23 protein-coding genes are annotated in these 22,175 nt (G+C 40.5%); 12 read left to right on the top strand and 11 right to left on the bottom strand.

Going from position 1 to position 22,175, the window contains the following annotated elements; translation table 11 throughout:
* Nucleotides 1-46: 46 nt before the first annotated feature.
* Together AACS98_RS03660 and AACS98_RS03655 are read right to left on the bottom strand one after the other, a co-directional pair.
* Nucleotides 47-979: a phytanoyl-CoA dioxygenase gene (locus AACS98_RS03660; protein ID WP_066376469.1), complete on the bottom strand. Its 933-nt coding sequence runs from the start codon at nucleotides 977-979 to the stop codon at nucleotides 47-49.
* Nucleotides 980-1,496: 517 nt separating this feature from the next.
* Nucleotides 1,497-2,531: an anti-sigma factor antagonist gene (locus AACS98_RS03655; RefSeq protein ID WP_066376468.1), complete on the bottom strand. Its 1,035-nt coding sequence runs from the start codon at nucleotides 2,529-2,531 to the stop codon at nucleotides 1,497-1,499.
* A gap of 205 nt (nucleotides 2,532-2,736) precedes the next feature.
* Between AACS98_RS03655 and AACS98_RS03650 the strand changes: the two genes are divergently transcribed.
* The gene (locus tag AACS98_RS03650) at nucleotides 2,737-3,531 is read left to right on the top strand and encodes a 7-carboxy-7-deazaguanine synthase QueE (RefSeq protein WP_066376465.1); all 795 of its coding nucleotides are present in this window, start codon (nucleotides 2,737-2,739) and stop codon (nucleotides 3,529-3,531) included.
* 162 nt (nucleotides 3,532-3,693) lie between these two features.
* On the opposite strand, the gene AACS98_RS03645 is transcribed toward AACS98_RS03650, so the two are convergent.
* Together AACS98_RS03645 and AACS98_RS03640 are read right to left on the bottom strand one after the other, a co-directional pair.
* Complete coding sequence (locus AACS98_RS03645; protein ID WP_066376462.1) at nucleotides 3,694-4,338, bottom strand: DUF3318 domain-containing protein; 645 nt, start codon at nucleotides 4,336-4,338, stop codon at nucleotides 3,694-3,696.
* A 77-nt stretch (nucleotides 4,339-4,415) separates the two neighbouring features.
* Nucleotides 4,416-4,973 carry a hypothetical protein gene (locus AACS98_RS03640; RefSeq protein WP_066376698.1) on the bottom strand — a complete coding sequence of 186 codons (558 nt, stop codon included), beginning with the start codon at nucleotides 4,971-4,973 and terminating at the stop codon, nucleotides 4,416-4,418.
* A gap of 953 nt (nucleotides 4,974-5,926) precedes the next feature.
* On the opposite strand from AACS98_RS03640, the gene AACS98_RS03635 reads away from it, so the two are divergent.
* The 10 genes from AACS98_RS03635 to AACS98_RS03590 all read left to right on the top strand — a co-directional run bounded on the left by AACS98_RS03635 (nucleotide 5,927) and on the right by AACS98_RS03590 (nucleotide 16,869).
* Complete coding sequence (locus AACS98_RS03635; protein WP_066376460.1) at nucleotides 5,927-6,979, top strand: amino acid ABC transporter substrate-binding protein; 1,053 nt, start codon at nucleotides 5,927-5,929, stop codon at nucleotides 6,977-6,979.
* Nucleotides 6,980-7,016: 37 nt separating this feature from the next.
* Nucleotides 7,017-7,943 carry an amino acid ABC transporter permease gene (locus AACS98_RS03630; RefSeq protein WP_066376458.1) on the top strand — a complete coding sequence of 309 codons (927 nt, stop codon included), beginning with the start codon at nucleotides 7,017-7,019 and terminating at the stop codon, nucleotides 7,941-7,943.
* A gap of 60 nt (nucleotides 7,944-8,003) precedes the next feature.
* Entirely contained in the window at nucleotides 8,004-9,152 is a 1,149-nt protein-coding gene (locus AACS98_RS03625) for an amino acid ABC transporter permease (RefSeq protein ID WP_066376456.1), read from the top strand.
* Nucleotides 9,153-9,230: 78 nt separating this feature from the next.
* Entirely contained in the window at nucleotides 9,231-9,971 is a 741-nt protein-coding gene (locus AACS98_RS03620) for an amino acid ABC transporter ATP-binding protein (protein WP_066376454.1), read from the top strand.
* Between the two features lie 770 nt (nucleotides 9,972-10,741).
* The gene (locus AACS98_RS03615) at nucleotides 10,742-12,013 is read left to right on the top strand and encodes a glycosyltransferase family 4 protein (protein ID WP_066376452.1); all 1,272 of its coding nucleotides are present in this window, start codon (nucleotides 10,742-10,744) and stop codon (nucleotides 12,011-12,013) included.
* A gap of 536 nt (nucleotides 12,014-12,549) precedes the next feature.
* Nucleotides 12,550-13,008 carry a ribosome silencing factor gene (gene rsfS, locus AACS98_RS03610; protein ID WP_066376445.1) on the top strand — a complete coding sequence of 153 codons (459 nt, stop codon included), beginning with the start codon at nucleotides 12,550-12,552 and terminating at the stop codon, nucleotides 13,006-13,008.
* Nucleotides 13,005-13,505 carry a CGLD27 family protein gene (locus AACS98_RS03605; RefSeq protein ID WP_066376442.1) on the top strand — a complete coding sequence of 167 codons (501 nt, stop codon included), beginning with the start codon at nucleotides 13,005-13,007 and terminating at the stop codon, nucleotides 13,503-13,505. Before rsfS ends, AACS98_RS03605 begins: the two co-directional genes overlap by 4 nt.
* Nucleotides 13,506-13,582: 77 nt before the next feature.
* On the top strand, nucleotides 13,583-14,536 hold the full coding sequence (locus AACS98_RS03600; protein ID WP_066376439.1) for an asparaginase: 954 nt from the start codon (nucleotides 13,583-13,585) through the stop codon (nucleotides 14,534-14,536).
* Between the two features lie 483 nt (nucleotides 14,537-15,019).
* Nucleotides 15,020-15,388 (top strand): group I intron-associated PD-(D/E)XK endonuclease, encoded by a 369-nt coding sequence (locus AACS98_RS03595; RefSeq protein WP_339373683.1) that lies wholly within the window; start codon nucleotides 15,020-15,022, stop codon nucleotides 15,386-15,388.
* 53 nt (nucleotides 15,389-15,441) lie between these two features.
* Nucleotides 15,442-16,869, top strand: a complete 1,428-nt coding sequence (locus AACS98_RS03590; RefSeq protein ID WP_066376435.1) for a slr1306 family protein — start codon at nucleotides 15,442-15,444, stop codon at nucleotides 16,867-16,869.
* Nucleotides 16,870-17,034: 165 nt separating this feature from the next.
* Here AACS98_RS03590 and AACS98_RS03585 read toward each other — a convergent pair whose 3' ends face one another.
* Genes AACS98_RS03585 through AACS98_RS03555 form a run of 7 tightly spaced genes read right to left on the bottom strand, consistent with a single transcriptional unit; the run spans nucleotide 17,035 to nucleotide 20,948 of the window.
* Nucleotides 17,035-17,697 (bottom strand): Na(+)/H(+) antiporter subunit B, encoded by a 663-nt coding sequence (locus AACS98_RS03585; protein WP_066376433.1) that lies wholly within the window; start codon nucleotides 17,695-17,697, stop codon nucleotides 17,035-17,037.
* Entirely contained in the window at nucleotides 17,694-18,281 is a 588-nt protein-coding gene (locus AACS98_RS03580; protein ID WP_066376431.1) for a DUF4040 domain-containing protein, read from the bottom strand. Before AACS98_RS03580 ends, AACS98_RS03585 begins: the two co-directional genes overlap by 4 nt.
* The gene (locus tag AACS98_RS03575) at nucleotides 18,274-18,552 is read right to left on the bottom strand and encodes a monovalent cation/H(+) antiporter subunit G (RefSeq protein ID WP_066376422.1); all 279 of its coding nucleotides are present in this window, start codon (nucleotides 18,550-18,552) and stop codon (nucleotides 18,274-18,276) included. Before AACS98_RS03575 ends, AACS98_RS03580 begins: the two co-directional genes overlap by 8 nt.
* A complete protein-coding gene (locus AACS98_RS03570) occupies nucleotides 18,549-18,806 on the bottom strand; it encodes a hypothetical protein (RefSeq protein WP_066376420.1) in 258 nt (85 codons plus the stop codon). The genes AACS98_RS03575 and AACS98_RS03570 overlap by 4 nt, the downstream gene beginning before the upstream one ends.
* A complete protein-coding gene (locus AACS98_RS03565) occupies nucleotides 18,803-19,186 on the bottom strand; it encodes a Na+/H+ antiporter subunit E (protein WP_066376418.1) in 384 nt (127 codons plus the stop codon). The genes AACS98_RS03570 and AACS98_RS03565 overlap by 4 nt, the downstream gene beginning before the upstream one ends.
* The gene (locus AACS98_RS03560; protein WP_066376415.1) at nucleotides 19,183-20,616 is read right to left on the bottom strand and encodes a cation:proton antiporter; all 1,434 of its coding nucleotides are present in this window, start codon (nucleotides 20,614-20,616) and stop codon (nucleotides 19,183-19,185) included. Before AACS98_RS03560 ends, AACS98_RS03565 begins: the two co-directional genes overlap by 4 nt.
* Complete coding sequence (locus AACS98_RS03555; protein ID WP_066376410.1) at nucleotides 20,613-20,948, bottom strand: cation:proton antiporter subunit C; 336 nt, start codon at nucleotides 20,946-20,948, stop codon at nucleotides 20,613-20,615. The genes AACS98_RS03560 and AACS98_RS03555 overlap by 4 nt, the downstream gene beginning before the upstream one ends.
* 1,067 nt (nucleotides 20,949-22,015) lie before the next feature.
* On the opposite strand from AACS98_RS03555, the gene AACS98_RS03550 reads away from it, so the two are divergent.
* On the top strand, nucleotides 22,016-22,150 hold the full coding sequence (locus tag AACS98_RS03550; RefSeq protein ID WP_255362685.1) for a hypothetical protein: 135 nt from the start codon (nucleotides 22,016-22,018) through the stop codon (nucleotides 22,148-22,150).
* The last annotated feature ends 25 nt before the right edge of the window (nucleotides 22,151-22,175 follow it).

Genomic DNA, 22,175 nt, shown 5'->3' with positions numbered 1-22,175 from the left:
ATAGAAGATTTTTAAGAGCTTCATCAAAAATGTGATTTATCAAGCTTTAAGTTTTACCTAATGCTAAATTAGCAATTATACCTTGAGGATGATAATTTTTTCGCCAAAAGACATACTGTTTTTGATGCTCAGGGATACTTGTAGATATTGCATATAAAGCATCATCAGAAAGAGAAGACTTACAATAAAAAGGATGTTTTGGTTGTCTACTCGTATAATCATAAAATATGGCAAATCTGTCTGAAGATACCGGAACTTTTCCTTTATGAAAAATGCTAGCAGTATCAGCAATAATCACTGTGCCAAAAGCTCCTATGCAGGATTGCCAATTTGATGGGGAGATAGCTTTTGCCATTGTTTCATCTGTAAGGTATTTATAATCATAGTTTAAAGATTTAAAAATAGATGAAGTGAAAGATTTTGGTATGTATTGAAATGGCCCGCAATCTTCGTTAATCTCATTCAGATAAACAATAATTTTCATCATTCTTATATCTTCTTTGTCAAGGTGCCATAACCTTGATTTTTTTTGAACTTGATTACTGATATCCCTACGAAAATAAGCACCGTGATAAGCGACTGGTAGACTCAGATAATTCTCAGCAATATTGAGCAACCTTTGTTGGAGTCCCCAAAGAAAAATATGGGAATGTTCTATGATTTGCTCAGAGGTGGCATGCAGCGCAAATTCATTTTTATTTGCAGAAATGCTCTTGGATATTTTTGGCATCAAACTTTTGGCTGACAAGAGCATTTCCTGAGTTAAGGGAATTGATATATTTTCTAAGGATGTAATGACAATACCATCGTTGTTGAGAGTTTCCACTAATTTTGAGTCATCTGCTGAAAGCGCAGGTAAATTATTAGCATAATTTGTTACTGCTGCTTTATATTCATGGTCAATTGAGTGGCTGATCAATGGCATTTGATATATTTTGCGAACTATTTCGTTACGAAGTTTTTTGACAATAGTCTTCATAATTAATCACAATTTACTTAGAACAAATCGCTGTATAGTTTTTGCTAAATTATAAGTATAAATATTTTACTTTTGCCGTTACGCTCCCTAGTTTTGTCAACCATAAACTGGAAATAAGTCTAAGTAGAATATTTCCTATTTAGACTAAAAGCATAATTTGTATAAGAATAACTATTTTTTAATTTTTTTGGCCGCCATATCGGCATAAATGTCAAAAAATTTCATTAATATAAATAACAAAATTAAAATGACAAATTTGAAGTTTTAATAAAATGATGATTAATTTTATGTTAAATGAAAATTTTCACAAAATAAAAAACTCCCTGAAATATTTTTCAGGAAGAGTAGTTTATCGAAATGCAATTTGAGAGATTACCAATTAGTCATCGACTCGTGCAACTTAGAAAATATTCTAACCAGTAGTGATGACATTGCTTAACTATCAATATCTATTTTACTTTTTTACTGGTTAGTAATTTGTGCTAAACTTCATCAGAATCCTAATGAAGCTAACTGGTTAATAAGCACCGCTATTTCTATTAAATACAATGGCAACTGTTTTGAAGATTAACTTCAAATCGTACATTAAACTCCAGTTTTTCTGATACAGCAAATCTAGCTTAATCACATCTTCAAAACTGCGGACTTTAGACCTGCCATTTACTTGCCATTCGCCAGTCATACCGGGTTTTACATCCAGACGCTGCCACTCTGGGACTTCATAGCGTTCGACTTCATCCGGTGTGGGTGGTCGAGTTCCGACTAAACTCATCTCCCCTTTTAAGACGTTCCAAAATTGCGGAAACTCATCTAGGCTAGTGCGGCGTAAAAATTTGCCAACCCGTGTAATTCTGGGGTCATTTTCATTTTTAAAAAATGCACCTTCCACTTGATTGGTTACTTGTGCTTTTTTCGCTTCCGCATCTACACACATAGAACGGAACTTCCAAATTTTGAATCGTTTACCCATCCAGCCACAGCGAATCTGACCAAAGAAAACGGGGCCAGGATCATCAATTTTAATAGCAATCATGATGGGAATAAACAAAATTCCCATGATTACTAACCCCACCAAAGCACCAATAATGTCTAAAAATCGTTTCATCCAAGATTTGACAGATGGATGAGTAGTTGGTAGTTCAACACCCTTCTGGGTGTCAGTCAAATTATCAGCGTCTATTGATGCTGTTTCGCTACTAGACTCAATAGAAAAAACTTGGTTTAGTCCGGTGAGGTTTAGCACTGCCATGACTTGAGGTGTGACATTCCGCAGAGTCATGGCAATGCCTTTTTCTTGGGTAGTCTTATAACTACTAACCAAGGCTCCTAAACCACTACTATCCATAAAGGTGGTTTTCTGAAAATCAATAATGATTTGTTTGGGGTGAGAATTTTCTTGAGTTAATTCTTGGCAGGTATGCTTAAAGCTTACTGCTTCAATTACGCTTAAACGCGCAGGTACCTGCACTATTACCATTTCATCTAAGGTAGTAACTGGGAATTGTACCTCTGTGGGTTGGCTAGTCATGAAGCTCTGCACTTTCGTTGCCATATAAATTTAATCTGCCAAACATTATTTTGTCCTAAAAAATCACCTAACCTCATGTTAAATAAGTAGAAATAATGACTCATAGTTAGTGCCATAGAATTAAAGCAGAGATTGCCTGCAAAGATTCACAAAAGATTCACAATAGAACAAGAAGTAAAAACATACTTGTTATTGTGCCGATGCAGCGCGATCGCGTTGCTATTTTCCTATGACTGCTAACACTACAGCCGAACCTACTGCACGCCTGATTGAGGTCTTTTCTGCTATTCAAGGAGAAGGACTGAATGTCGGGACACGTCAAATTTTTATTCGCTTTGCTTTTTGTGACTTGCGTTGCCACTTTTGCGATAGTGTCCATACTTGGAATGCACCCACTAATTGTCGGATAGAGCGATCGCCCGGTAATAGAGACTTTGAAACTCACTCTAACCCCGTCCCCATTCCACTGTTACTGGAATGGATTGAACGGCAGAATTTACCTTCTATACACGATAGCATTAGCTTAACAGGTGGAGAACCACTTCTTCATGCAGCTTTCTTAAAGGAATTTCTGCCCCAAGTGCGATCGCTGACTGGTCTACCCATCTACCTGGAAACCGGCGGACATCGCCCAGAACAATTGGCGACTATCTTACCCTATCTAGACTTGGTGGGTATGGATTGGAAACTTCCCAGTGTGAGTGGTGAATCCCGTTGGCAAGAACATATCAAGTTTCTACAAATTTGTTATCCACATTTAGAAACTTTCATTAAAATAATTATTTCTGAGCAGACGGATGTCGCTGAATTGGAACAAGCTGCTTTATTAGTGGCAGATGTCAGTCCTGAGATTCCCGTCTTTTTACAACCTGTTACGCCTTTAGCTGAGTCTGAACAATTAACTCAAACGCCTATACTTGCTCCTAATCCAGAACAAGTTTTGACATGGCAAGCTTTGATGAAGCGATTCTTAAAACAGGTTCGTGTTGTACCCCAGACTCATAAAATGTTAAATCAGCTATAAACTGACAGCAAATCAGTTTGTTCTTGTCTTGGCTTTACCCCAAGAAATTCTTTTGTAAAATTTTGATGAAGATGAATCAAATATCAGCATTATCTGACATTATGCCAAAGCCATAGAATAATCGGATGGGCAATTCTGCCCACCCAAATTAGTTTTTGGTGACTACAGCGCGCCTTCATCTGCTACTCTCGATTTAGCTTTGGCTTTATTGGCACTACGTTTGAGAGCAGAGAGTCGCGCTTCATATCGGGAGCGTTGCCGTTTGCTAGGAGTATTATCGATGAGAGTTTTTAAGGCACTACCTAGACTTTTGTAGGCGTTAGGAAGACTATACCCAAAGCGAGTTGCTAAAGCGATCGCTTTCTCGTCAGCATCAATTAATTCTCTGAGTTGCTTTTCCCCGTTATTCTTTTGATACAGTCGCCAACCGGAAACGCCACTCAGAGCCAAGGCCAATACTAACAATAATCCATCCTGTACCCACAACTCACCTACAGCACCACCTAAGCCGATAGCTAATGCTGCCATTTCCCAACCATCTTTGGGAATTGTGTCATTTTGAATGCGGGCGACTTCATGCCAGAACAGCAGATTACGCTGATCCATTGCTAAGGTGTCCCATTTCACCAAGTCAATTTGAATTTCTACTTGGTCTTTGCCAATTTCTTCGCAACGGATCAGGGGTGGATTGACCTCAGTTGTACCTTCAACCGTGACCCAGCTCTGCAATTCTGGCGGTAGTAAGCCTTTCAACCGCCGGAGTTCACTCATTTCCGCTTTGGCAGAGGAGGTTGCATAGGATGTCATAAAATCCAGCCCTAGAAAATTTCAGTATATAGTGAGGGTATCACTTTGGAGTATAGCTATTTAAGTGATGTTTCGTCTCATTCCGTAGGAAAACTTCCTCGCTTCTTCCTCGCTTCTATTGCTTTTTCCAATATTTCTAGTAATCCGGGTGCTTCTTCCTGAATACTCAGTAGAATTCTTTCCCCAAGTTCTATATTCCCCGGATCTTGTCCTGTTTCCATCACCTCTTTCAGACGTGGTATAGCGATATTGTCCACAATCTGAATTAAGCCACTCAAACAGCGATGAAATTGTCTCTCTGTCAAAATTGAGTCTTCCAAAGGAAACTCTATCATGGCCCGGATTTCACCATCCAATGGGTCATATTCCCATTGCAGCATTTTCGTTTCCCAAGAAATTGTCAGGATTGTCTGTAATATAGCTGCCTTGTGAGGATGATTCTCAACTATTTCTAGAACTTGAGGCGCAAATACCCGGAAAAAATTTCCCCCTTCATCTAGTTGCACAACTATTAGGAAATCTTCTACGTTCTCAGCTTCTACACCTGTGATGATTTGGTCTGCTTCCTCATCAAAACGGTAGTCCCAACCTATTTTGTCTAAATAATTAGCAATCTGTTGTAGATTAGCTCCCATAAAAGCCTCTTTAACCAAACTTGGAGCAGCTGTCACCAAAATCTAGTTTAACTTCTTAGTGGCAAGTGCTGAAGTTGATGTAGTTAATTCACTTCTTTTAGGGACTTCCCAATCAAAAAATATCCCATATCTAGGATGTATCTCTCAGATAAAATCTGGAAATACTCAGAGGATGTTTGGAAAGCCGCAAAGTATACTAAAAACCCCTCTCCAAACCTCTCTCCTTTTAGGGGAGAGGCTTTGAAACCCCCATTCCCTTGTAGGGAAGGGGGGCTGGGGGGTTAGGTCTGAGAGACTTTGAAGTTAATAACAATACTTTTCAAACATCCTCTCAGAGATTCTTCTCTATCAAGCATCCTAATCACAGTCAATCGCACATAATTGATTTTTTGGCATTCCCTGAGAAGTATGCAATAAGTTTCTGCTCATTACCTAATTATGTTGCTGGAAATATCTACATTTATTAACTTACAGTCAGTTCTATTTTATCAACAAAATTTCCATCATCAAGTCTTTCAATTTATTAAAGTTTAACTATATTTGCCAACAAAAAATCAATTTAGTAATGTTATTTCATGTCTTAACCAAGTAGATTTAATAAAACTAAAACTAGATAAATGTTATTTAAATAAATCACATTTTAAATTGCTTAAATTTTTTATTCCTATTAATAAACATGAAATAAAATGTAATAATACCTATGCTTAACGACGAAATATATTATTTGATTACTATTCAGAATTAATCATAATATTGACCATAAATAGGCTTGACGTAAATTATGAATATCAATTTACTTCGCAAATCAAGCAACACAATCATTAATAAACTTGGCATTCCATGAAATTGCAACATAGGTACTCAAAAAGTTTTATATTACAAACATATATTTTGATTTAATCAGAGCATTGTATTGAATAATACATTTTTTTAGACAAATAACTGGGAACTTTATGAGAAAATCAGCTTTAATCCTGGCAACATCCTTAATTTTTGCTATTACTGCCTGTGGCGGCAATTCAGTCACAACAAGCAATCCAGGCAGTGTGTCAGCAAGCGATCGCTCGGATACTGTCAAAAGTCGAGGACAATTAATTTGCGGTGTCAGTGGTGAAGTTCCAGGCTTTAGCTTTGTAGGAACTGACGGTAAATATAGCGGCATTGATGTCGATATTTGTCGCGCTGTCGCCGCCGCCTTGTTTGACAACCCAGATGCGGTAGAGTTTCGTAACCTCAATGCCAAAGAACGCTTTACAGCTTTACAAACTGGCGAAGTAGATATCCTCAGCCGTAACACAAGCTGGACACTTAGCCGCGCCACATCAGTTGGTTTAGAATTTGCACCTGTGGTTTTTTATGATGGTCAAGGTGTGATGGTTCGCAAAAATAGCAACATTAAATCTTTAAGCGACCTAAAAGACAAAGCTATCTGTGTACAAACTGGTACTACCACGGAACAAAACCTAGCAGACCAAATGCGGAAACGAGGTATAACTTATAAACCAGTCGTGTTTGAAGACGTTAACGTTACCTTTGCTACCTATGCCGAAGGACGTTGTGAAGCAGTCACCGCCGACAGATCCGCTTTAGTATCTCGACGTACCACTCTCCCCAAGCCAGAAGATAACGTCATTTTAGATGAAGTCATTTCTTCCGAACCCCTCGCGCCAGCAGTAGCGAAAGGAAATACCAAATGGCGTGATAATCTAACTTGGGTAGTTTATTCCTTAATCAAAGCGGAAGAGTTAGGCATTAATTCTCAAAATGTGAGTCAATTAGCTAACAGTAATGACCCAGATATTAAGCGGTTTTTGGGAACAGAAGGCAATCTCGGCCAAGGACTTGGCTTAACTAATGACTTTGCCGCCAGAGTAATCAAACACGTTGGTAACTATGGTGAAATTTATGATCGCCACCTCGGCCCAAACACAAAACTTAACTTACCTCGTGGCGAAAATCAACAGTGGACAAAAGGAGGACTGTTATATTCACCACCGTTTAGGTAATGAAGACAATTGACTAATGACTAATTACTAATGACTAATGACTACCTCTAAACCCCCTTTATGGCGTGATGATCGCTTTTGGCGAATTGCTGGACAATTCATTGCTGTATTTTTAGCCTTAGCTATAGTGGCGATACTCTGGAGTAATCTTCATCGCAATTTACAGCAATTAGGAATTCAATTTGGCTTTGATTTTCTCAGGCAGCAAGCATCTTTTGATATCGGCGAAACACCCATACCTTATCAACCAACTGATACTTATAGTCTGGCTTTGTGGGTGGGACTGATTAATTCATTGCGAGTAGCAGTTTTAGGAATTATCTTCACAACAATTATCGGGGTAATGGCGGGGATAGGTAGACTTTCTGATAACTGGCTAGTGAGAAACATTATGCGAGTTTATGTAGAGGTTTTCCGCAATACGCCTTTACTTTTACAGTTGCTGTTTTGGTACTTTGCCGTCTTCCTGAGTTTTCCTAAAATAGAAAATAAAATTACCCTGGGGGGATTTTTGGGGCTGAGTCAAAATGGTCTTGAATTTCTGTGGTTTAACTTATCCCCAGAGTTTTCTGCTTTACTGTTGGGTTTAACTTTTTATACTGGTGCTTTCATTGCGGAAATTGTCAGAGGTGGAATTGCGTCAGTATCTAAAGGACAATGGGAAGCAGCGCGATCGCTCGGATTAAACCCTAGTTTAACTATGCGCCTAGTCATTCTCCCCCAAGCCTTGCGGGTAATCATTCCCCCACTGACTAGCCAATATCTCAATCTCACCAAAAATTCTAGTTTAGCGATCGCCATCGGCTACCCTGATCTCTATTTTGTCGCCTCCACCACTTTTAACCAAACTGGGAAAGCGGTAGAAGTCATGTTACTCATTACCCTCACCTATCTCACCCTCAGCTTAACTATCTCTTTAATCATGAACTTATTAAATCGCCGAGTCCAAATTCAAGAAAGGTAATACGTATTGGTTTACTGAGGAAGTGGAGGAAAAAAACTAACAACTAATAACTAATGACTAATGACTAAACAACTAACTTGGTTACGTAAAAACCTATTTAGCACTTGGTATAACAGTTTATTAACTGTTGTTTGCTTAATGTTCCTACTTTGGTTAGCCCAGGGAATGGTGATTTGGGCAACCACTCAAGCACAATGGCAAGTAATTCAAGTAAATTTACGTTTATTTTTAGTTGGTAGATATCCGCCCAGTCAATATTGGCGGATTTGGTTTGTATTAGCAATTATTTCTAATTTAGGCTCAATAACTACAGGTATCTTGTTGAATAAACAAAAGTTTTCTTGGCGTGGTGTGGCGTTATTTGCTGTCATCGCCACCTGGGGAATCATCCTCTTACCTGTAGATTTTACATCTCGCCTGTGTTTATTTGTCATTGCGACTTTACTAATTCCTAGTTTCTGGTTAGGAAAAAGGTTTGCTCAAGTTATATCCCCTTGGCTTTCCTTAATCTGGTTGTTAAATTTCCCCGTGATTCTGTGGTTAACTGGTGGGGGCTTTGGTTTACAACCTGTATCTACAACTTTATGGAATGGTTTACTACTTACCTTACTAACGGCCATAGTGAGTATTGTGCTTTCTTTTCCCATTGGCGTTTTACTCGCTTTAGGAAGAATTAGCAATTTACCTGTAGTTCGTTGGTTTTGTATTCTTTATATCGAAATCATTCGGGGAGTTCCCCTAATAGGGATTTTATTCTTGGCGCAAGTGATGTTACCCTTGTTTCTCTCAGCAGAAATCCGCCTAGACAGGGTTTTAAGAGCGATCGCTGGACTGGTGTTGTTTAGTGCTGCTTACATGGCCGAAAATGTACGCGGTGGACTGCAAGCTGTCTCTCGTGGACAAGTGGAAGCAGCTAAAGCATTAGGTTTGAATACTCCCTTAACAGTTATATTAATTGTTTTGCCTCAAGCTTTACGTGCTGTTATTCCGGCGATTGTCGGGCAATTTATCGGCTTATTTAAAGACACTTCCCTATTATCCCTTGTGGGCTTAGTAGAACTAACAGGTATTGCCCGTTCCATATTGGCACAGCCTCAATTTATAGGTCGTTATGCAGAAGTATATTTATTTATTGGTTTGATTTATTGGCTATTTTGTTATTCTATGTCTGTTGCTGCTCGGCGATTAGAAAAGCAGTTGAGTCATTAGCTATTAGTCATTAGTTATTAGTCATTAGTTACTCAAACTTATGTTCTGCTTTACTGAAAAAATTTGAGGTGAAAATCTGTGAACGAACCGACACCGATAATTATTGCTGAAGATGTTCATAAATGGTATGGCAAATTTCATGTTTTACAAGGTGTGAGTTTAACAGTTAATCGCGGGGAAGTCGTAGTCTTGATGGGGCCTTCTGGTTCGGGTAAATCAACGTTTATCCGCACATTTAACGCTTTGGAAGAATATCAGCAGGGCAAAATTAATATTGATGGTATTATCATCAGTCACGATTTGCGAAATATTGAAGCGATACGGCGTGAGGTGGGGATGGTATTTCAGCAGTTTAATTTATTTCCCCATCTCACAGTGCTGCAAAATATTACTTTAGCCCCGATTTGGGTGCGTCGCTGGCAGAAAACTCAGGCTGAAGAATTGGCGATGCAGTTATTAGAAAGAGTCGGAATTTTAGAACAAGCGCACAAATACCCAGGACAGTTGTCTGGGGGACAGCAACAACGGGTTGCGATCGCTCGTGCTTTAGCCATGCAGCCTAAAATCATGTTATTTGATGAACCTACATCCGCATTAGATCCAGAAATGGTGCGAGAAGTTTTAGATGTGATGCGAAACCTAGCCAGTGAAGGCATGACAATGGTAGTAGTTACCCATGAAGTCGGATTTGCCCGTGAAGTTGCCGACCGAGTGGTTTTAATGGATAGCGGTCATTTAGTTGAATCAGCTACCCCAGAAATCTTTTTCACCCAACCCCAAGAAGAACGAACTCGTAAATTTTTATCACAAATTCTTTAAGTTAGGGCAAACTCAGCTTTTAGTCAGGTCTTTAGGGACTGCCAGATAAAAAAATATTTAAAATGTAGGGTGCGTCAGTACGATAAACCCTAGCTAGACCAAGAAAATATTCATACTGACGCACCATACTAACTAAATTCCTATTAAATCGCAAAATTTAGCCTAAAATGTTTAAATTTACCTATAATTGCTAAACTTCACGGAATATTAGCCGTTGAGTTACTCTACAGCCAATTTCCACTCGCACAATCATCAGGCTGGTATCAATAGGCATGGGAATAGCGATCGCATCCTCTGGTTGACACGATCATTCAAAACTTTATTTTAATATTACAAAATATGTAGTTTTATAAAAAAAAATAACAATCAATCCTGATTATTACTGAGGAAAAAAAAGATGATTTTCCGTGAAATCTTGATATTCAGTGGAAAAAAAAGCAATTTTTCAGATATTTACTCAGTGTTACTGAGATATTTCCTATTAATACTAGCAATTTCTAGAAAATTTACTTAATTACCCCAGAGTTTATGCGTACATCAGATAATTAGAGAATAAGTAATATTTACAATCTAAAATTTCCCAAAAAATTATATCGTACTGAAATAATCTATAGCAATATTTACTAAATCTTCAACGAAAACCTACTGACACAGAAAGAGTATAAAGCCACAATTAAAAATATAGGTCTTAGTTGACGCTCCAGCTATCAACTTGAGGACAAGTATTGTTTTAATGAACACAACAACCAGGGACTTCTGACTAATTTGTTATGCGGATTTTAATTTACTCCTACAACTACTATCCAGAACCAATTGGAATTGCCCCGCTAATGACAGAATTAGCAGAGGGACTGGTGAAGCGGGGCCATGAAGTACGTGTGATTACCGCTATGCCTAACTATCCTGAGCGTCAAATTTATGAAGGATATCGAGGCAAATGGTATCTCACAGAATATAAAAAAGGTGTCAAAATCCAACGTAGTTATGTTTGGATTCGCCCACAGCCTAAGCTTTTAGATCGAATATTGCTGGATGCAAGTTTTGTAGCAACTAGCTTTTTACCTGCACTTTTAGGCTGGCGGCCTGATGTAATTCTCTCAACGTCACCATCATTACCTGTTTGTGTGCCTGCTGCCTTGTTAGGATGGTTACGTGCTTGCCCTGTGGTGTTGAATCTTCAAGACATATTACCCGAAGCCGCTATCCATGTCGGATTACTGAAAAACAAATGGTTGATTAAAGTGTTTTCAGTATTGGAAAAATTTGCTTATAAGAGTGCCACAAAAATTAGTGTGATTGCGGATGGATTTGTAGATAATCTAGTGTCTAAGGGCGTAGCACCTGAAAAAATAGAACAAATCCCTAATTGGGTGGATGTGAATTTTATTCGTCCCTTACCACAAGTCAACAACGCATTCCGGGAAGAACACAACCTGAATGGTAAATTTGTAGTCCTGTATTCAGGTAACATTGCTTTGACACAAGGCTTAGAAACTGTAATTAAAGCGGCGGCGATGTTGCGTCATGTTCCAGACATAGCCTTTGTGATTGTTGGCGAAGCCAAAGGGTTGCAGAGATTGCAACAGTATTGTTTAGATTGCGGTGCTGATAACGTTTTACTACTACCGTTTCAACCCCGTGAACATTTGCCTGAGATGTTAGCAGCAGCAGATGTGGGTTTGGTGGTACAAAAGAAAAACGTGATATCCTTCAATATGCCATCGAAAATTCAAGTCTTGCTGGCTAGTGGTCGAGCATTAATCGCATCTGTACCAAGTAACGGTACAGCAGCCAAAGCAGTCAGACAAAGTGGAGGGGGAATTGTAGTGGCTCCAGAAGATGCCGCAGCCTTGGCAATGGCAACTTTAAACCTATACAAACACCCAGAAAAAGTGAAAACTTTGGGTTATAACAGCCGGAAATATGCCACTGAGCAATATGCTTTCGAGCAAGCTTTAAATCAATACGAACAATTATTTAACTCTGTGACTGCGGAAAGTCAACCAATGGATGCCAAAGTGGTTTCTAAACAGGAAGTTTAAGTTCACCCTTGCGGCAAGGTATTAAAAAGTCAAAAAAAATCAAATATCTCAGGGCATAGAGAAGTGTGATACATCTGATTATCTGTGTCCTGTTTTCGTAGATAAGTACCAAGTTCAATTAGCTTTGTTAGTAATCATTATCAATCAGACTTAAGACAGAATCCACTGCTGTCCGCTTTGTTATATACTAATATATGGCAGAGTTATAGAGTTACAAGATAGTGAGATTGGTTAATTTTCAGCTTGACGACTCTGTGATTAGTCTCCCAGAACAGATGGCGGCTGGGCTAAGATGGGATAATGAACTGAAAGATGGCAAGGCGAAAACAGCCGTTGTGGCAGAGAACGCTACAAAAATTATACCACAATACAGCCATAGAAATATTGCAAGATATGAGCTAATACTTAGCCAATGCCATAAACACCTATTTTTTTGTTAGTATTCAAAAAAACCAAGAGATCAAGTTCTGGTTCGATTGTTGTTTGTCATTAATTCTCAAAAACAGTAACAAAAGGGATAAAGCACCTGAGGTTGAATGTCTGATTATTTCCAAGGCAATTTACCATTACAATCCGTCTCCGTCACCAAAAGCGCACTCAGCAGTCCAGAGGGTGAAACAGACTGGAGTGAAAATTTAGCTGTTACTATCGCCGCAGCTGCATCTGACCGTAAAGCGGGTGATATTTTAGTGCTGAAGGTAGCAGATGTCTCTTACTTGGCAGATTATTTTGTGATGTTGACTGGCTATTCTAGGGTGCAAGTCAGAGCGATCGCGCAAGCAATAGAAGATAGAGTAGAAACAGATTTGCACCGCCGTCCTTTGCGGACAGAAGGCAAAGAAGAAGGAAATTGGGTACTCCAAGATTACGGGGACGTAATTGTACACATCATGATGCCCAAGGAACGGGAATTTTATAATCTAGAAGCATTCTGGAGTCATGCAGAACGTATTTCCCTACCAAATTTTGAAGAAGGTGGTGGTAAACCAACATGATTAATTCCTCCCTGGCAAATTGCCCAGTTCCCACAGAACAACAACCCCTCAACGAGTACGAACAGCTAAAAACTTCCTGGCTATTTCGTGATTGCACCTTGAATGGGCAGGATTATGTCAAAAAACTGGTATGGATTTGGGGTTTATCTTGGTTGGTGGCGGGGCCCGTCGCTGCCGCTAGTTTTCCCCCAAGTAAACAATTGGGACATTTTATCCTCTGTGGCTCTGCTGGGGCGAGTGTCGGGGTAGTCTTGGGACTATTACGTTTATATTTGGGCTGGCTGTACGTGCGCGATCGCCTATACAGTACAACTGTCTTCTATGAAGAATCAGGCTGGTACGATGGTCAAACTTGGATTAAACCACAAGAAGTGATTAACCGCGATCGCTTGATTGTCACCTACGAAATTAAACCAATTCTCCGACGGTTACAAATTACATTCGCTAGCTTGGCGGGATTGTTTCTTATTGGTACTATAGTTTGGCATTTGTTTTAAATAGTCAGGAGTCATTAGTCACAAGCTCATGACTCCTGACTAATAACTCATAACTAAAAAGTGATAGATTTTCACCCATGACAATGGGCAAACGAACTCAAGCAGCAGCACTGGAAGTCCGGTTGTTGCGGGAAGGTATTATTGAATCCAGGCATCTAGTCCAAGCTGTAGTATGCGACGAGCGAGGACGGGTGTTAACGGTGGCTGGCAATGCCGAAACAGCTACCTTTGTCCGTTCCGCCCTGAAACCATTTCAGGCCTTGGCTGTCACCACAACAGGCACACTGGAACGTTACGATCTGAGCGATCGCGACTTGGCAATTATCACCAGTTCTCACAAAGGTACAATTGAGCAAGTCAGACAAGTATTTAACATCCTGTGGCGAGCTGATCTTGACCCCTCAGCCCTTCAGTGTCCCATTCCCCCAGGTAAACGCAGTCCTCTAGAATACAATTGTTCTGGTAAGCACGCGGGGATGCTGGCTGTTTGTCAACAACGCCATTGGCCTTTAAATAACTACTTGGAACGCAAGCACCCAATCCAACAACTCATTTTGGGTAAAGTCGCAGAATTATTGCGAATGCCCGCCGAGGAATTTATCAGCGCGCATGACGACTGTGGCGCGCCCACATATTTAATGCAATTGGGTCAAATAGCTTCTTTATACGCGCTTTTAGCCTCTAGCAATAACCTAGATATGGAGCGCATCGTCCGCGCCATGAGCCATCACCCCGCAATGGTAGCCGGAGATGGAGAATTTGACACCGAACTGATGCGCCTCACCCCAGGAGAACTGATCAGCAAATCCGGCGCAGAAGGCATACAGTGTATTGGTAGACTCGGTGAAGGCATGGGTTTGACAATTAAAGTTATGGACGGTGCTAAACGGGCAAAATATGCCGTCGCTATTCACCTGCTGCAACAAATGGGTTGGATTACCCCCAGCGTCGCCGACAGCCTCGCCGAAAAGTTCCTCAACCCAGGCAAATACACACGTCTAGAAGTTGTTGGAGAATTATCGTTTTTATAGTTGCCAAACTTAGACTCTTGCGTTATACTAAAAAAGTCAAGAGCGACGCGGGATAGAGCAGCCTGGTAGCTCGTCGGGCTCAACTAGCAAAATGAACTACGCGCTTATTAGTTGATTTTGCAGTGGGCGGTACATGAAGAAACTCATGTGCGTTTACCTGTCAAATTCGGGGAAGCCACTAGCGCGGTAATCCCGAACCAAGCTCTCGAAAGAGAGAAGGTGTAGAGACTGGAAGGCAGGCACCCTAACGATAACGCCGAGGGTGAAGGGACAGTCCAGACCACAAACCAGTTAAACTGGGCAACGAAAGTTGTAGATGGTAAGCATAACCCGAAGGTCAGTGGTTCAAATCCACTTCCCGCCACCAAATCAAAAACAAAACCCCTTCATCTCGCAAGATGAAGGGGTTTTGTTTTATGCTTGTATTATGTTTCCTTGCCTAACTAATAGACACAAAGCTGAGGGGAGACATAGCCGAACAAGCTGCTGTTCTTAAAACCGATTGGCGACCGACTACCTTACGATTTAGTATTTGATATAGAGGGAATTTTAGTTAAAATCCAAGTCAAATATGCTTGGTTGCATGAGCCATCTGGTAATTATGTTGTAGATAATCGCCGCACTAAAACAAATCGTCGGCTCATGCTGAGAGCAGTATACAAGCAATCGGACTTTGATTTTGCCCTAGCCTACATAGAACAACTTGATATATTCTATGTCTTCCCGGTAGATGTGTTTATTGGCTATGGTAGCGAAATACACCTTGTCGAAATCGAAAAACGACAGCGTAAACCTCGTTCAGCAAAATATCGTGAGGCTGGGGAGTTAATGTTAACTGTACAATTCGGTTAAGCAGGGTTTTGATCTATTCTTAAGTTGAAATCTTCCAAAAAGCGCGGAGAAACATGGTTGTGAAGTTGCAGCGACCTATATTAGTAGGAGGATTGGGTATATCCTTTTCCTTGTGGATGGTGCAAACTTGGCATCATTCTATTATGCAGGTGGGTGAGCTAGGTTTATTAAGTGCCTTAGCTGTTGGTGGTGGTTTGTGGTGGTGGCAGCAGCAGTTCCCGCAAGACCATGCAGAGCAGCCCAATGGTATGCTTGTAGATCGGGAAACAGCAGTTAGTGCGATCGCTAAAACAGAAGTCGTCATTAACCAACTAGCACAAGAAGCTGAAAACCATTCAGCTTTAGAGACACTGAAAACAAAGCTAGCCACATTACCTTTAGAGTTAGACAGACAAGAGATTAAATTAGCTGTCACTGGTGGTAAATTCGTCGGTAAAAGTACCTTAATCCAGGTGCTACAGTCTGATCAATGGCAAGAAACACAGAAAAGAGTCAACTTCCAAGAAACAGCACCTTTATTGAACGAGGTTGAAGGTTCGGATGCTGCTATTCTGACAGAAGTGACTAAATCTGATTTAGTGCTGTTCTTAACTAATGGTGATTTGACTGATTCAGAATTTCAAGCTTTACAGCAGCTAAAAGCAGTCAATCAACCACAAGTCTTAGTTTTGAATAAACAAGACCAATATTTACCAGATGAACGTGCTAGTATTTTGCAGTCATTAAAACAGCGAATGCAAGATTATGTAGTCGCCGTTGCTGCTTCTCCTGTAGCTGTGAAAGTGCGGAAACATCAGGCTGATGGTACTGTAAAAGAATGGATGGAACAACCAGCAGCAGATATACAGCAGTTGACGCAGCAACTCAATGAAATTTTAGTGCAGCAAAGTCAACAGTTAGTGTGGACAACTACCAGCAGACAGGCGTTTTTATTGAAAGCTGAGGCTAAAAATTATTTGAATGGGGTAAGATGCGATCGCGCCACCCCCATTATTGAACAATATCAGTGGATAGCTGCGGCTGCTGCTTTTGCTAACCCAGTGCCAGCATTAGATATTTTAGCAACTGCGGCGATTAATGCCCAAATGGTCATGGATTTGGGTAATATTTATCAGCAGAAGTTTTCCTTGGAACAAGCGCAAACCGTAGCCGGAACAATGGGAAGTTTAATGCTGAAATTAGGTTTAGTGGAACTTTCGACTAAAGCTATTAGCACAGTTCTCAAAAGTAACGCCGTTACCTTTGTTGCTGGTGGTTTAGTACAGGGTGTGAGTGCTGCTTATCTGACTAGGGTTGCTGGGTTGAGTCTAGTTGCATATTTTGAGCAGCAGGAAATTACTGTAGACTCTGGTAGTAATTTGAATTTAGATAAATTGCGTCAAACCTTACAAAATGTCTTCCAACAAAATCAGCAGTTAGCTGTTGTGCAAGGTTTTGTGAAGCAAGGGATGAAGCGTTTAGTACCAGAAGTTGTAGGTTAATTTCGCGCATACGCCGCTAGGCGTTCCCGTAGGGTAGGCGCAAAGGCGCAAATAACATTCTTGAGTCTGTTTGCGCTTTTGCGTGACATAAGAGAATTTATTCAAATACTCCAAAATAATCCCTGGTTTGCTGGTTGAGTGGAAAAACCTGAATTTAACTACTGCTTACAACAATCCCCGGTAGTGAATAAAAATCAACACCACTGCCCAAGAACCCAAGGCGACTTTGATGGCGACGATGATATTTAAGATGGGGAGAACACCACCACTAAACAACGCGCCTAATTCTCCGTGTGGTAACTCTATTCCCACTAGAGTGATGACTGCAAGGACAATGAACAGCAGTACAGAAACTTTTTCCCAGGTGGCGGCGTGCCAACGTTTATAAATTTCCTGCATCCATTGGTATGATGAGGTAATCGCTACCAGTCCAATGGCTGTTCCGCCTGCGACTCCAGCCGCAAAGCCACCGCCAGGGCTGAGATGTCCCCTAATCGCTAATTCAATACCGACTATGGCGGTAATTGTTGCACCTAAACGCGCCAACATAATTGATGGTTGATCTGTGAAGTGATAGATGGTGCAGGAGGGATTTTCATTAGACAGAAGAAACTTTACGCCCAAGATGGCAATTGTAAATACAATTACTTCAAAAATGGTATCGTATAAGCGATTACGGAAAATAATCCCTGATACAGCATTGGGAACACCACTATCTTGGACAACCAATTCGACAATAGAAGGAAGTGATGTATCAAGTTCGGGATTAGGTAGAACCAGCATTTTAACGTACAGTGCTATCCCCGCTAGGATGTAGACCCATTTCATGAATGCTGCTCCTGTAATTCGGAAACGTTTACGTAAGATAGAATTGTCTGTGGTGTAGACAGTTCAGCTTGCATGATTTCATAGAGGCGTGAAATTCTAGTTGTAGTTTGATAGGGCTGGATTTCGTTGCCATCGCCTACAATTTTTTGCTGACTGTCTGCTGTGCGGACACAGGTAGCATGAATTTCTTTTTCCATCAACGCCCTTTGCAAAGCTTGAGTATTGGTGTAGGGAACAATTTCTATACGCAGATAGTATTTATTAAAAATGGTACGTAGGTCATTGATGATTTTTCCGCAATCTTCATCTTGCACCTCGGTTGACTCATCTTCTTGGATTACCCCCAAACGCATCACCATTGATGAACGTACCGCCACCGCAAAGAGAGTAACTGCTAGCATCGTACCCATCAAGGCTTCGGTTAAAGCTACATCCACCGCGCCTAAAACCGCATCTACTAACGCGGCGACAGCACCTAATACCCCACGAATGATTAAAGCATGGTAGGGATTGGCTTGAGTGACTACCATGCCAGCCGCTAAGGGTAGCAGGGCAATAATTATATATAGATAGGTATCATTCATTTTTCCCCTCTTCAGTAGAACAGTACGCCAATACGTAACCGAGCATGGTATTCCAGATAGCTAAGGAGATAATACCGAGAATGAGTAGCGGCCATTCACTGGGTATTTTTAGCAGTAGTCCGAGAATCATCAGCATTGAGCCGAGAGTATCAGCCACGGAAAGACCATGTAGTTTGAATAATACTGAGCGATCGCTAACTAGATGAACAGTTCCCCAAAACCAGAAAATTAAACCTATGCCGATACAGGTATAACTCAGAATGTTGATCATACTTCATTCAATCGTTTTAGTATTTGTGCTAGTAGCATTAAGCCAGCATTACCCACACTCAAAATAATCACCGCCACCACGCCAATCATCCAATCATCACGGAGAACGGAAACGAACAAAAACATGATGGATACCTTGCTGGAAATGCTGCCCAAAGACAACATTTTCTGCCAAACATCATCAGTTTTCCAGGCTTCATAGATGGGGATGAGTAAGGCCACAATCATGGTAATTAAGGCAATTTCCAGGTTCATCGCTGTTTCCTCCGTTGAATCTGGTGAACTTCGTACCAGCCTTCTTCTAAATACTTGAAGACAATGGTTTTGGGTGTAAAGGTAATGATGAAGATATCTAAAAACACGAGTCCAGGCGATCGCTTGGGCTTGACTCGTTCTAAAATCAGTTGTTCTTCCTCATGGGGACGGAACATGATTTCAAAGGCTTCCAGATAAGCCACCGGCAGGGCTACGATAGTTTTAATTAGCACCTCTAGCCAATCTTTTAATTTTTCTCTTGATGTGTAACCCCGTGGTAATAACAGGGCAATAACCACACCGATGACAATATTTGTCAGACTCACATTAGCGGTGAGTAGTAGCCAGATTACCATTCGTAAGATGAAATGCCCTATCATGCCAGTGCCATCCAAAACAGTAGGATTAAAATCAAACTCATCACCCCAATTAAATGGTCAAATTCCTCTAGTACACGGGGCAAAGATATTGCTAAACGTTTAACAATGAATTGATAAGCTAACCAGCCTCCGCCAACGATGGCCAGGGATTTAACGATGTCGGCAATGTTATAAGCTTGTAAATACCCCAAATTGGCCACAAATAGCCCAGTGATTAATAAGAACACTGCTGGCCAAAAACCTGGTTTTACTGCCTGTTCCCCTTGTTGTTTATGGGGTAGAGTGATGAATTTGGCAAAGGTGATAACTGTTCCTACTGCGGCTACATTCATGGCGATCACTTGCCAGGGTAGTAGGTTTTTCATTGTCCACACTTTCGCCCCAAAGCCACATAATAAGGGAAAGCCGGAAATGGAAAGGCTAGCTATCACTAAGACTATCCAGATGTGATTATCGATTGGCTTTTGTCGTAGTTCCTGGAAGTTACGACTGGGTAATGAACCTGCGGTGAGGAACAATGATGATTTCACTAATCCATGTGTCAGGGCATAGAAACCACCCACTGCTGGTGCTGCGAGTATCCAGCCTAACTGTGAAATCGTACTCATCGCCAGCATCCGCTTGCTATCTTTTTCAAAGATGGCGTAAGTCACTCCCATCAAAGCTGTTCCTACGCCGAAAATCTTGACTATAGTTTCAATGTCTTCAGAAATGGCAGCGCAACGTAACAAAGGTAAAACGCTGGCTTTGACGACTACTCCCGACAGCAAAGCCGACACTGGCGTTTCCGATTCCGAGTGTGTTAACGGTAGCCACAAGCCGGAGACAAATATCCCGGCTTTGCCTAATAGTCCTAAAAATATCAGGGCGATCGCTTCTGGTGGTGAACCTTTTAAACCTGCAAAACCAAAGGAATGATGTGTCTGATAGACTAGCACCGCGCCTACCAGATAAAACAGCATAACTGTGTTGCTGACAAACAAATAACGCAAACCCACCCAAATCGAGCGATCGCTGCGGGGATAAGCGATTAATAAAAAGGCTGCAATCCCACTTACTTCTAAGGCAACGTATAAACTGATAAAATCCGCACAGACAAAAGCAGCATTCAGACTACCATGCACAATAATTGTCTGGGCATAAAAAAAAGCTGTCTTATCGCTGCGCCAACAGTAGATAATCACCGCAGTCGTGACGATGGCATTGGTTAAGATAAAGTAGCCGCTTAACTCATCGACTACTAACGTCACACCGAAATTATCTAGTAAATTGAGTTTTAGGGATGAGCGATCAACAAATAACTGTATGGCATAGGCCGCAGAAGCAATAGCCCCCCACATTGTTAGATGTCGGTTCAGTTTGGGGACGAGAAAAATCAGAAACCCCAAAAAAAATGGTACTGCAATCCAAATTAGTGTAATGGTCGTCATGGCGTATTATTCTTCTCAATCTCGTTGCTTTCCAATGTGGGATTATCCCGTGCCAGTTTCATCACACCGACTAGCATTAATGCTTGAATCGAAAAGCCGATGACTATCGCTGTCAAAATCACCGCTTGGGGAACTGGATCTGAGTACGCACTATTTCGGTTTGGGGCAAAAATGGGTGTGAGTAAGCCATCTCGCGATGAAATCAGCACATAATAGGCAACAACCCCAGTGCTCATAACATCCATAGAGATAATCTTCATCAACAGGTTCTTTTTCAGGATTATGCCGAAAAAGCCGCATAATATTGTTGCGAATATAAAGGCTTCTAACACAGGATTATCTATTGGGTAAGGGTGGAGCGTAATTATCTGGGAACAACAACAGATGCAACAAGCTCAACGGCAGTGACTTGTTGAAGTTGGAATCGCACGAACTGAGAAAATTTTATTGACACAAGCATTACTTTTGGTGCTTTACTTTCGTATTACTGTTCACTTTACACATATTTCCTATACAGAATATGTGGTATTAGGTATCTAAAGCAAGAGATTGCAGTAACTCTAATAAGCTAATAAATTCGCGGATAAGCCCAAAATATTATCATCAATCAATATCTCTGCTATCATCAAAATAACTTATGTCAATCATTGGATATTGCCAACAGGCTAAACTTATGCTGTTTGTAGGACGTGGTGAGATTATAATCCCTGATTTTGTCACTACCTGCAAGCTATTTAGTTTGTATTCTCCCTGATAATTAATAACTTTTATTATTTCCGTAAAAACATAAAACTACTTATTATATATTGGATAAAACGTCAATATCTTCTTGCTAAAATAGTTGATTTGTTAAATATTGTTACGCCTTGTATTTGCTCATTGTTCTCCGGTACAGGGTTTTTGATTTAGTTTTTAAACAAGCGGTTTTAATCTCGTTTATGTCAATAACATATTCTTCCCATTCATGGCAGCATATTTTTATTCACGCCAAGTATGGAAATTACCATCCTCAGAATATGGATATGATCATGACGAAACAGGAGACGTAAATTAAATTATTCAAGGGTACAAGCACAGAGTTTTGGAAGTTTAACCTAGGATGATAGTAAGTGAAATAATATTGTCGGCGTTAGGGATATATAAAAATTAAATTACTTAATTGCTGCATCAAATTAGACTATCAAGTTTATTCCAGAATAACAGTTGTTTATTAGCTGAAAAAATCATGTTTCAGTGCTACCTCATGCTAAACATTACTTGCAACCAAGTTGCCGCAGAAGATAATTCTCAAAACATCTTTTCAACATCTACATTATTGCGGGCATGATTCACTTATGAATATATTTAAAAATATCAGTAATAGCGTACTGATACGGTATCGAAAGCATGAACGCAAGCCATGCTGGATTTATCTGCACAGCACGGGAGAAATAAACACCCCATTGGCAACCTTGACAAAGATTTTCCCGTAAATAGACAAAACCTACCAAAATATCTGGCGGCGCAGTGTCCCCAGTTTCTTCCAGTCCGCTAGTTTTCAAGCTACACTCGAAATAGAT

The organism is Anabaena sp. CA = ATCC 33047 (genome assembly GCF_963870205.1).
Classification (GTDB): domain Bacteria; phylum Cyanobacteriota; class Cyanobacteriia; order Cyanobacteriales; family Nostocaceae; genus Trichormus.
This window is presented reverse-complemented; position numbering and strand designations above follow the sequence as displayed.

Bases quoted from the DNA above. Each gene is read 5' to 3' on its own strand.
- AACS98_RS03660 (WP_066376469.1), bottom strand. From the start codon at position 979: ATGAAGACTATTGTCAAAAAACTTCGTAACGAAATAGTTCGCAAAATA.
- AACS98_RS03655 (WP_066376468.1), bottom strand. From the start codon at position 2,531: ATGGCAACGAAAGTGCAGAGCTTCATGACTAGCCAACCCACAGAGGTA.
- AACS98_RS03650 (WP_066376465.1), top strand. From the start codon at position 2,737: ATGACTGCTAACACTACAGCCGAACCTACTGCACGCCTGATTGAGGTC.
- AACS98_RS03645 (WP_066376462.1), bottom strand. From the start codon at position 4,338: ATGACATCCTATGCAACCTCCTCTGCCAAAGCGGAAATGAGTGAACTC.
- AACS98_RS03640 (WP_066376698.1), bottom strand. From the start codon at position 4,973: ATGGGAGCTAATCTACAACAGATTGCTAATTATTTAGACAAAATAGGT.
- AACS98_RS03635 (WP_066376460.1), top strand. From the start codon at position 5,927: ATGAGAAAATCAGCTTTAATCCTGGCAACATCCTTAATTTTTGCTATT.
- AACS98_RS03630 (WP_066376458.1), top strand. From the start codon at position 7,017: ATGACTACCTCTAAACCCCCTTTATGGCGTGATGATCGCTTTTGGCGA.
- AACS98_RS03625 (WP_066376456.1), top strand. From the start codon at position 8,004: ATGACTAAACAACTAACTTGGTTACGTAAAAACCTATTTAGCACTTGG.
- AACS98_RS03615 (WP_066376452.1), top strand. From the start codon at position 10,742: ATGCGGATTTTAATTTACTCCTACAACTACTATCCAGAACCAATTGGA.
- rsfS (WP_066376445.1), top strand. From the start codon at position 12,550: ATGTCTGATTATTTCCAAGGCAATTTACCATTACAATCCGTCTCCGTC.
- AACS98_RS03605 (WP_066376442.1), top strand. From the start codon at position 13,005: ATGATTAATTCCTCCCTGGCAAATTGCCCAGTTCCCACAGAACAACAA.
- AACS98_RS03600 (WP_066376439.1), top strand. From the start codon at position 13,583: ATGACAATGGGCAAACGAACTCAAGCAGCAGCACTGGAAGTCCGGTTG.
- AACS98_RS03590 (WP_066376435.1), top strand. From the start codon at position 15,442: ATGGTTGTGAAGTTGCAGCGACCTATATTAGTAGGAGGATTGGGTATA.
- AACS98_RS03585 (WP_066376433.1), bottom strand. From the start codon at position 17,697: ATGAAATGGGTCTACATCCTAGCGGGGATAGCACTGTACGTTAAAATG.
- AACS98_RS03580 (WP_066376431.1), bottom strand. From the start codon at position 18,281: ATGAATGATACCTATCTATATATAATTATTGCCCTGCTACCCTTAGCG.
- AACS98_RS03575 (WP_066376422.1), bottom strand. From the start codon at position 18,552: ATGATCAACATTCTGAGTTATACCTGTATCGGCATAGGTTTAATTTTC.
- AACS98_RS03570 (WP_066376420.1), bottom strand. From the start codon at position 18,806: ATGAACCTGGAAATTGCCTTAATTACCATGATTGTGGCCTTACTCATC.
- AACS98_RS03565 (WP_066376418.1), bottom strand. From the start codon at position 19,186: ATGATAGGGCATTTCATCTTACGAATGGTAATCTGGCTACTACTCACC.
- AACS98_RS03560 (WP_066376415.1), bottom strand. From the start codon at position 20,616: ATGACGACCATTACACTAATTTGGATTGCAGTACCATTTTTTTTGGGG.
- AACS98_RS03550 (WP_255362685.1), top strand. From the start codon at position 22,016: ATGCTGGATTTATCTGCACAGCACGGGAGAAATAAACACCCCATTGGC.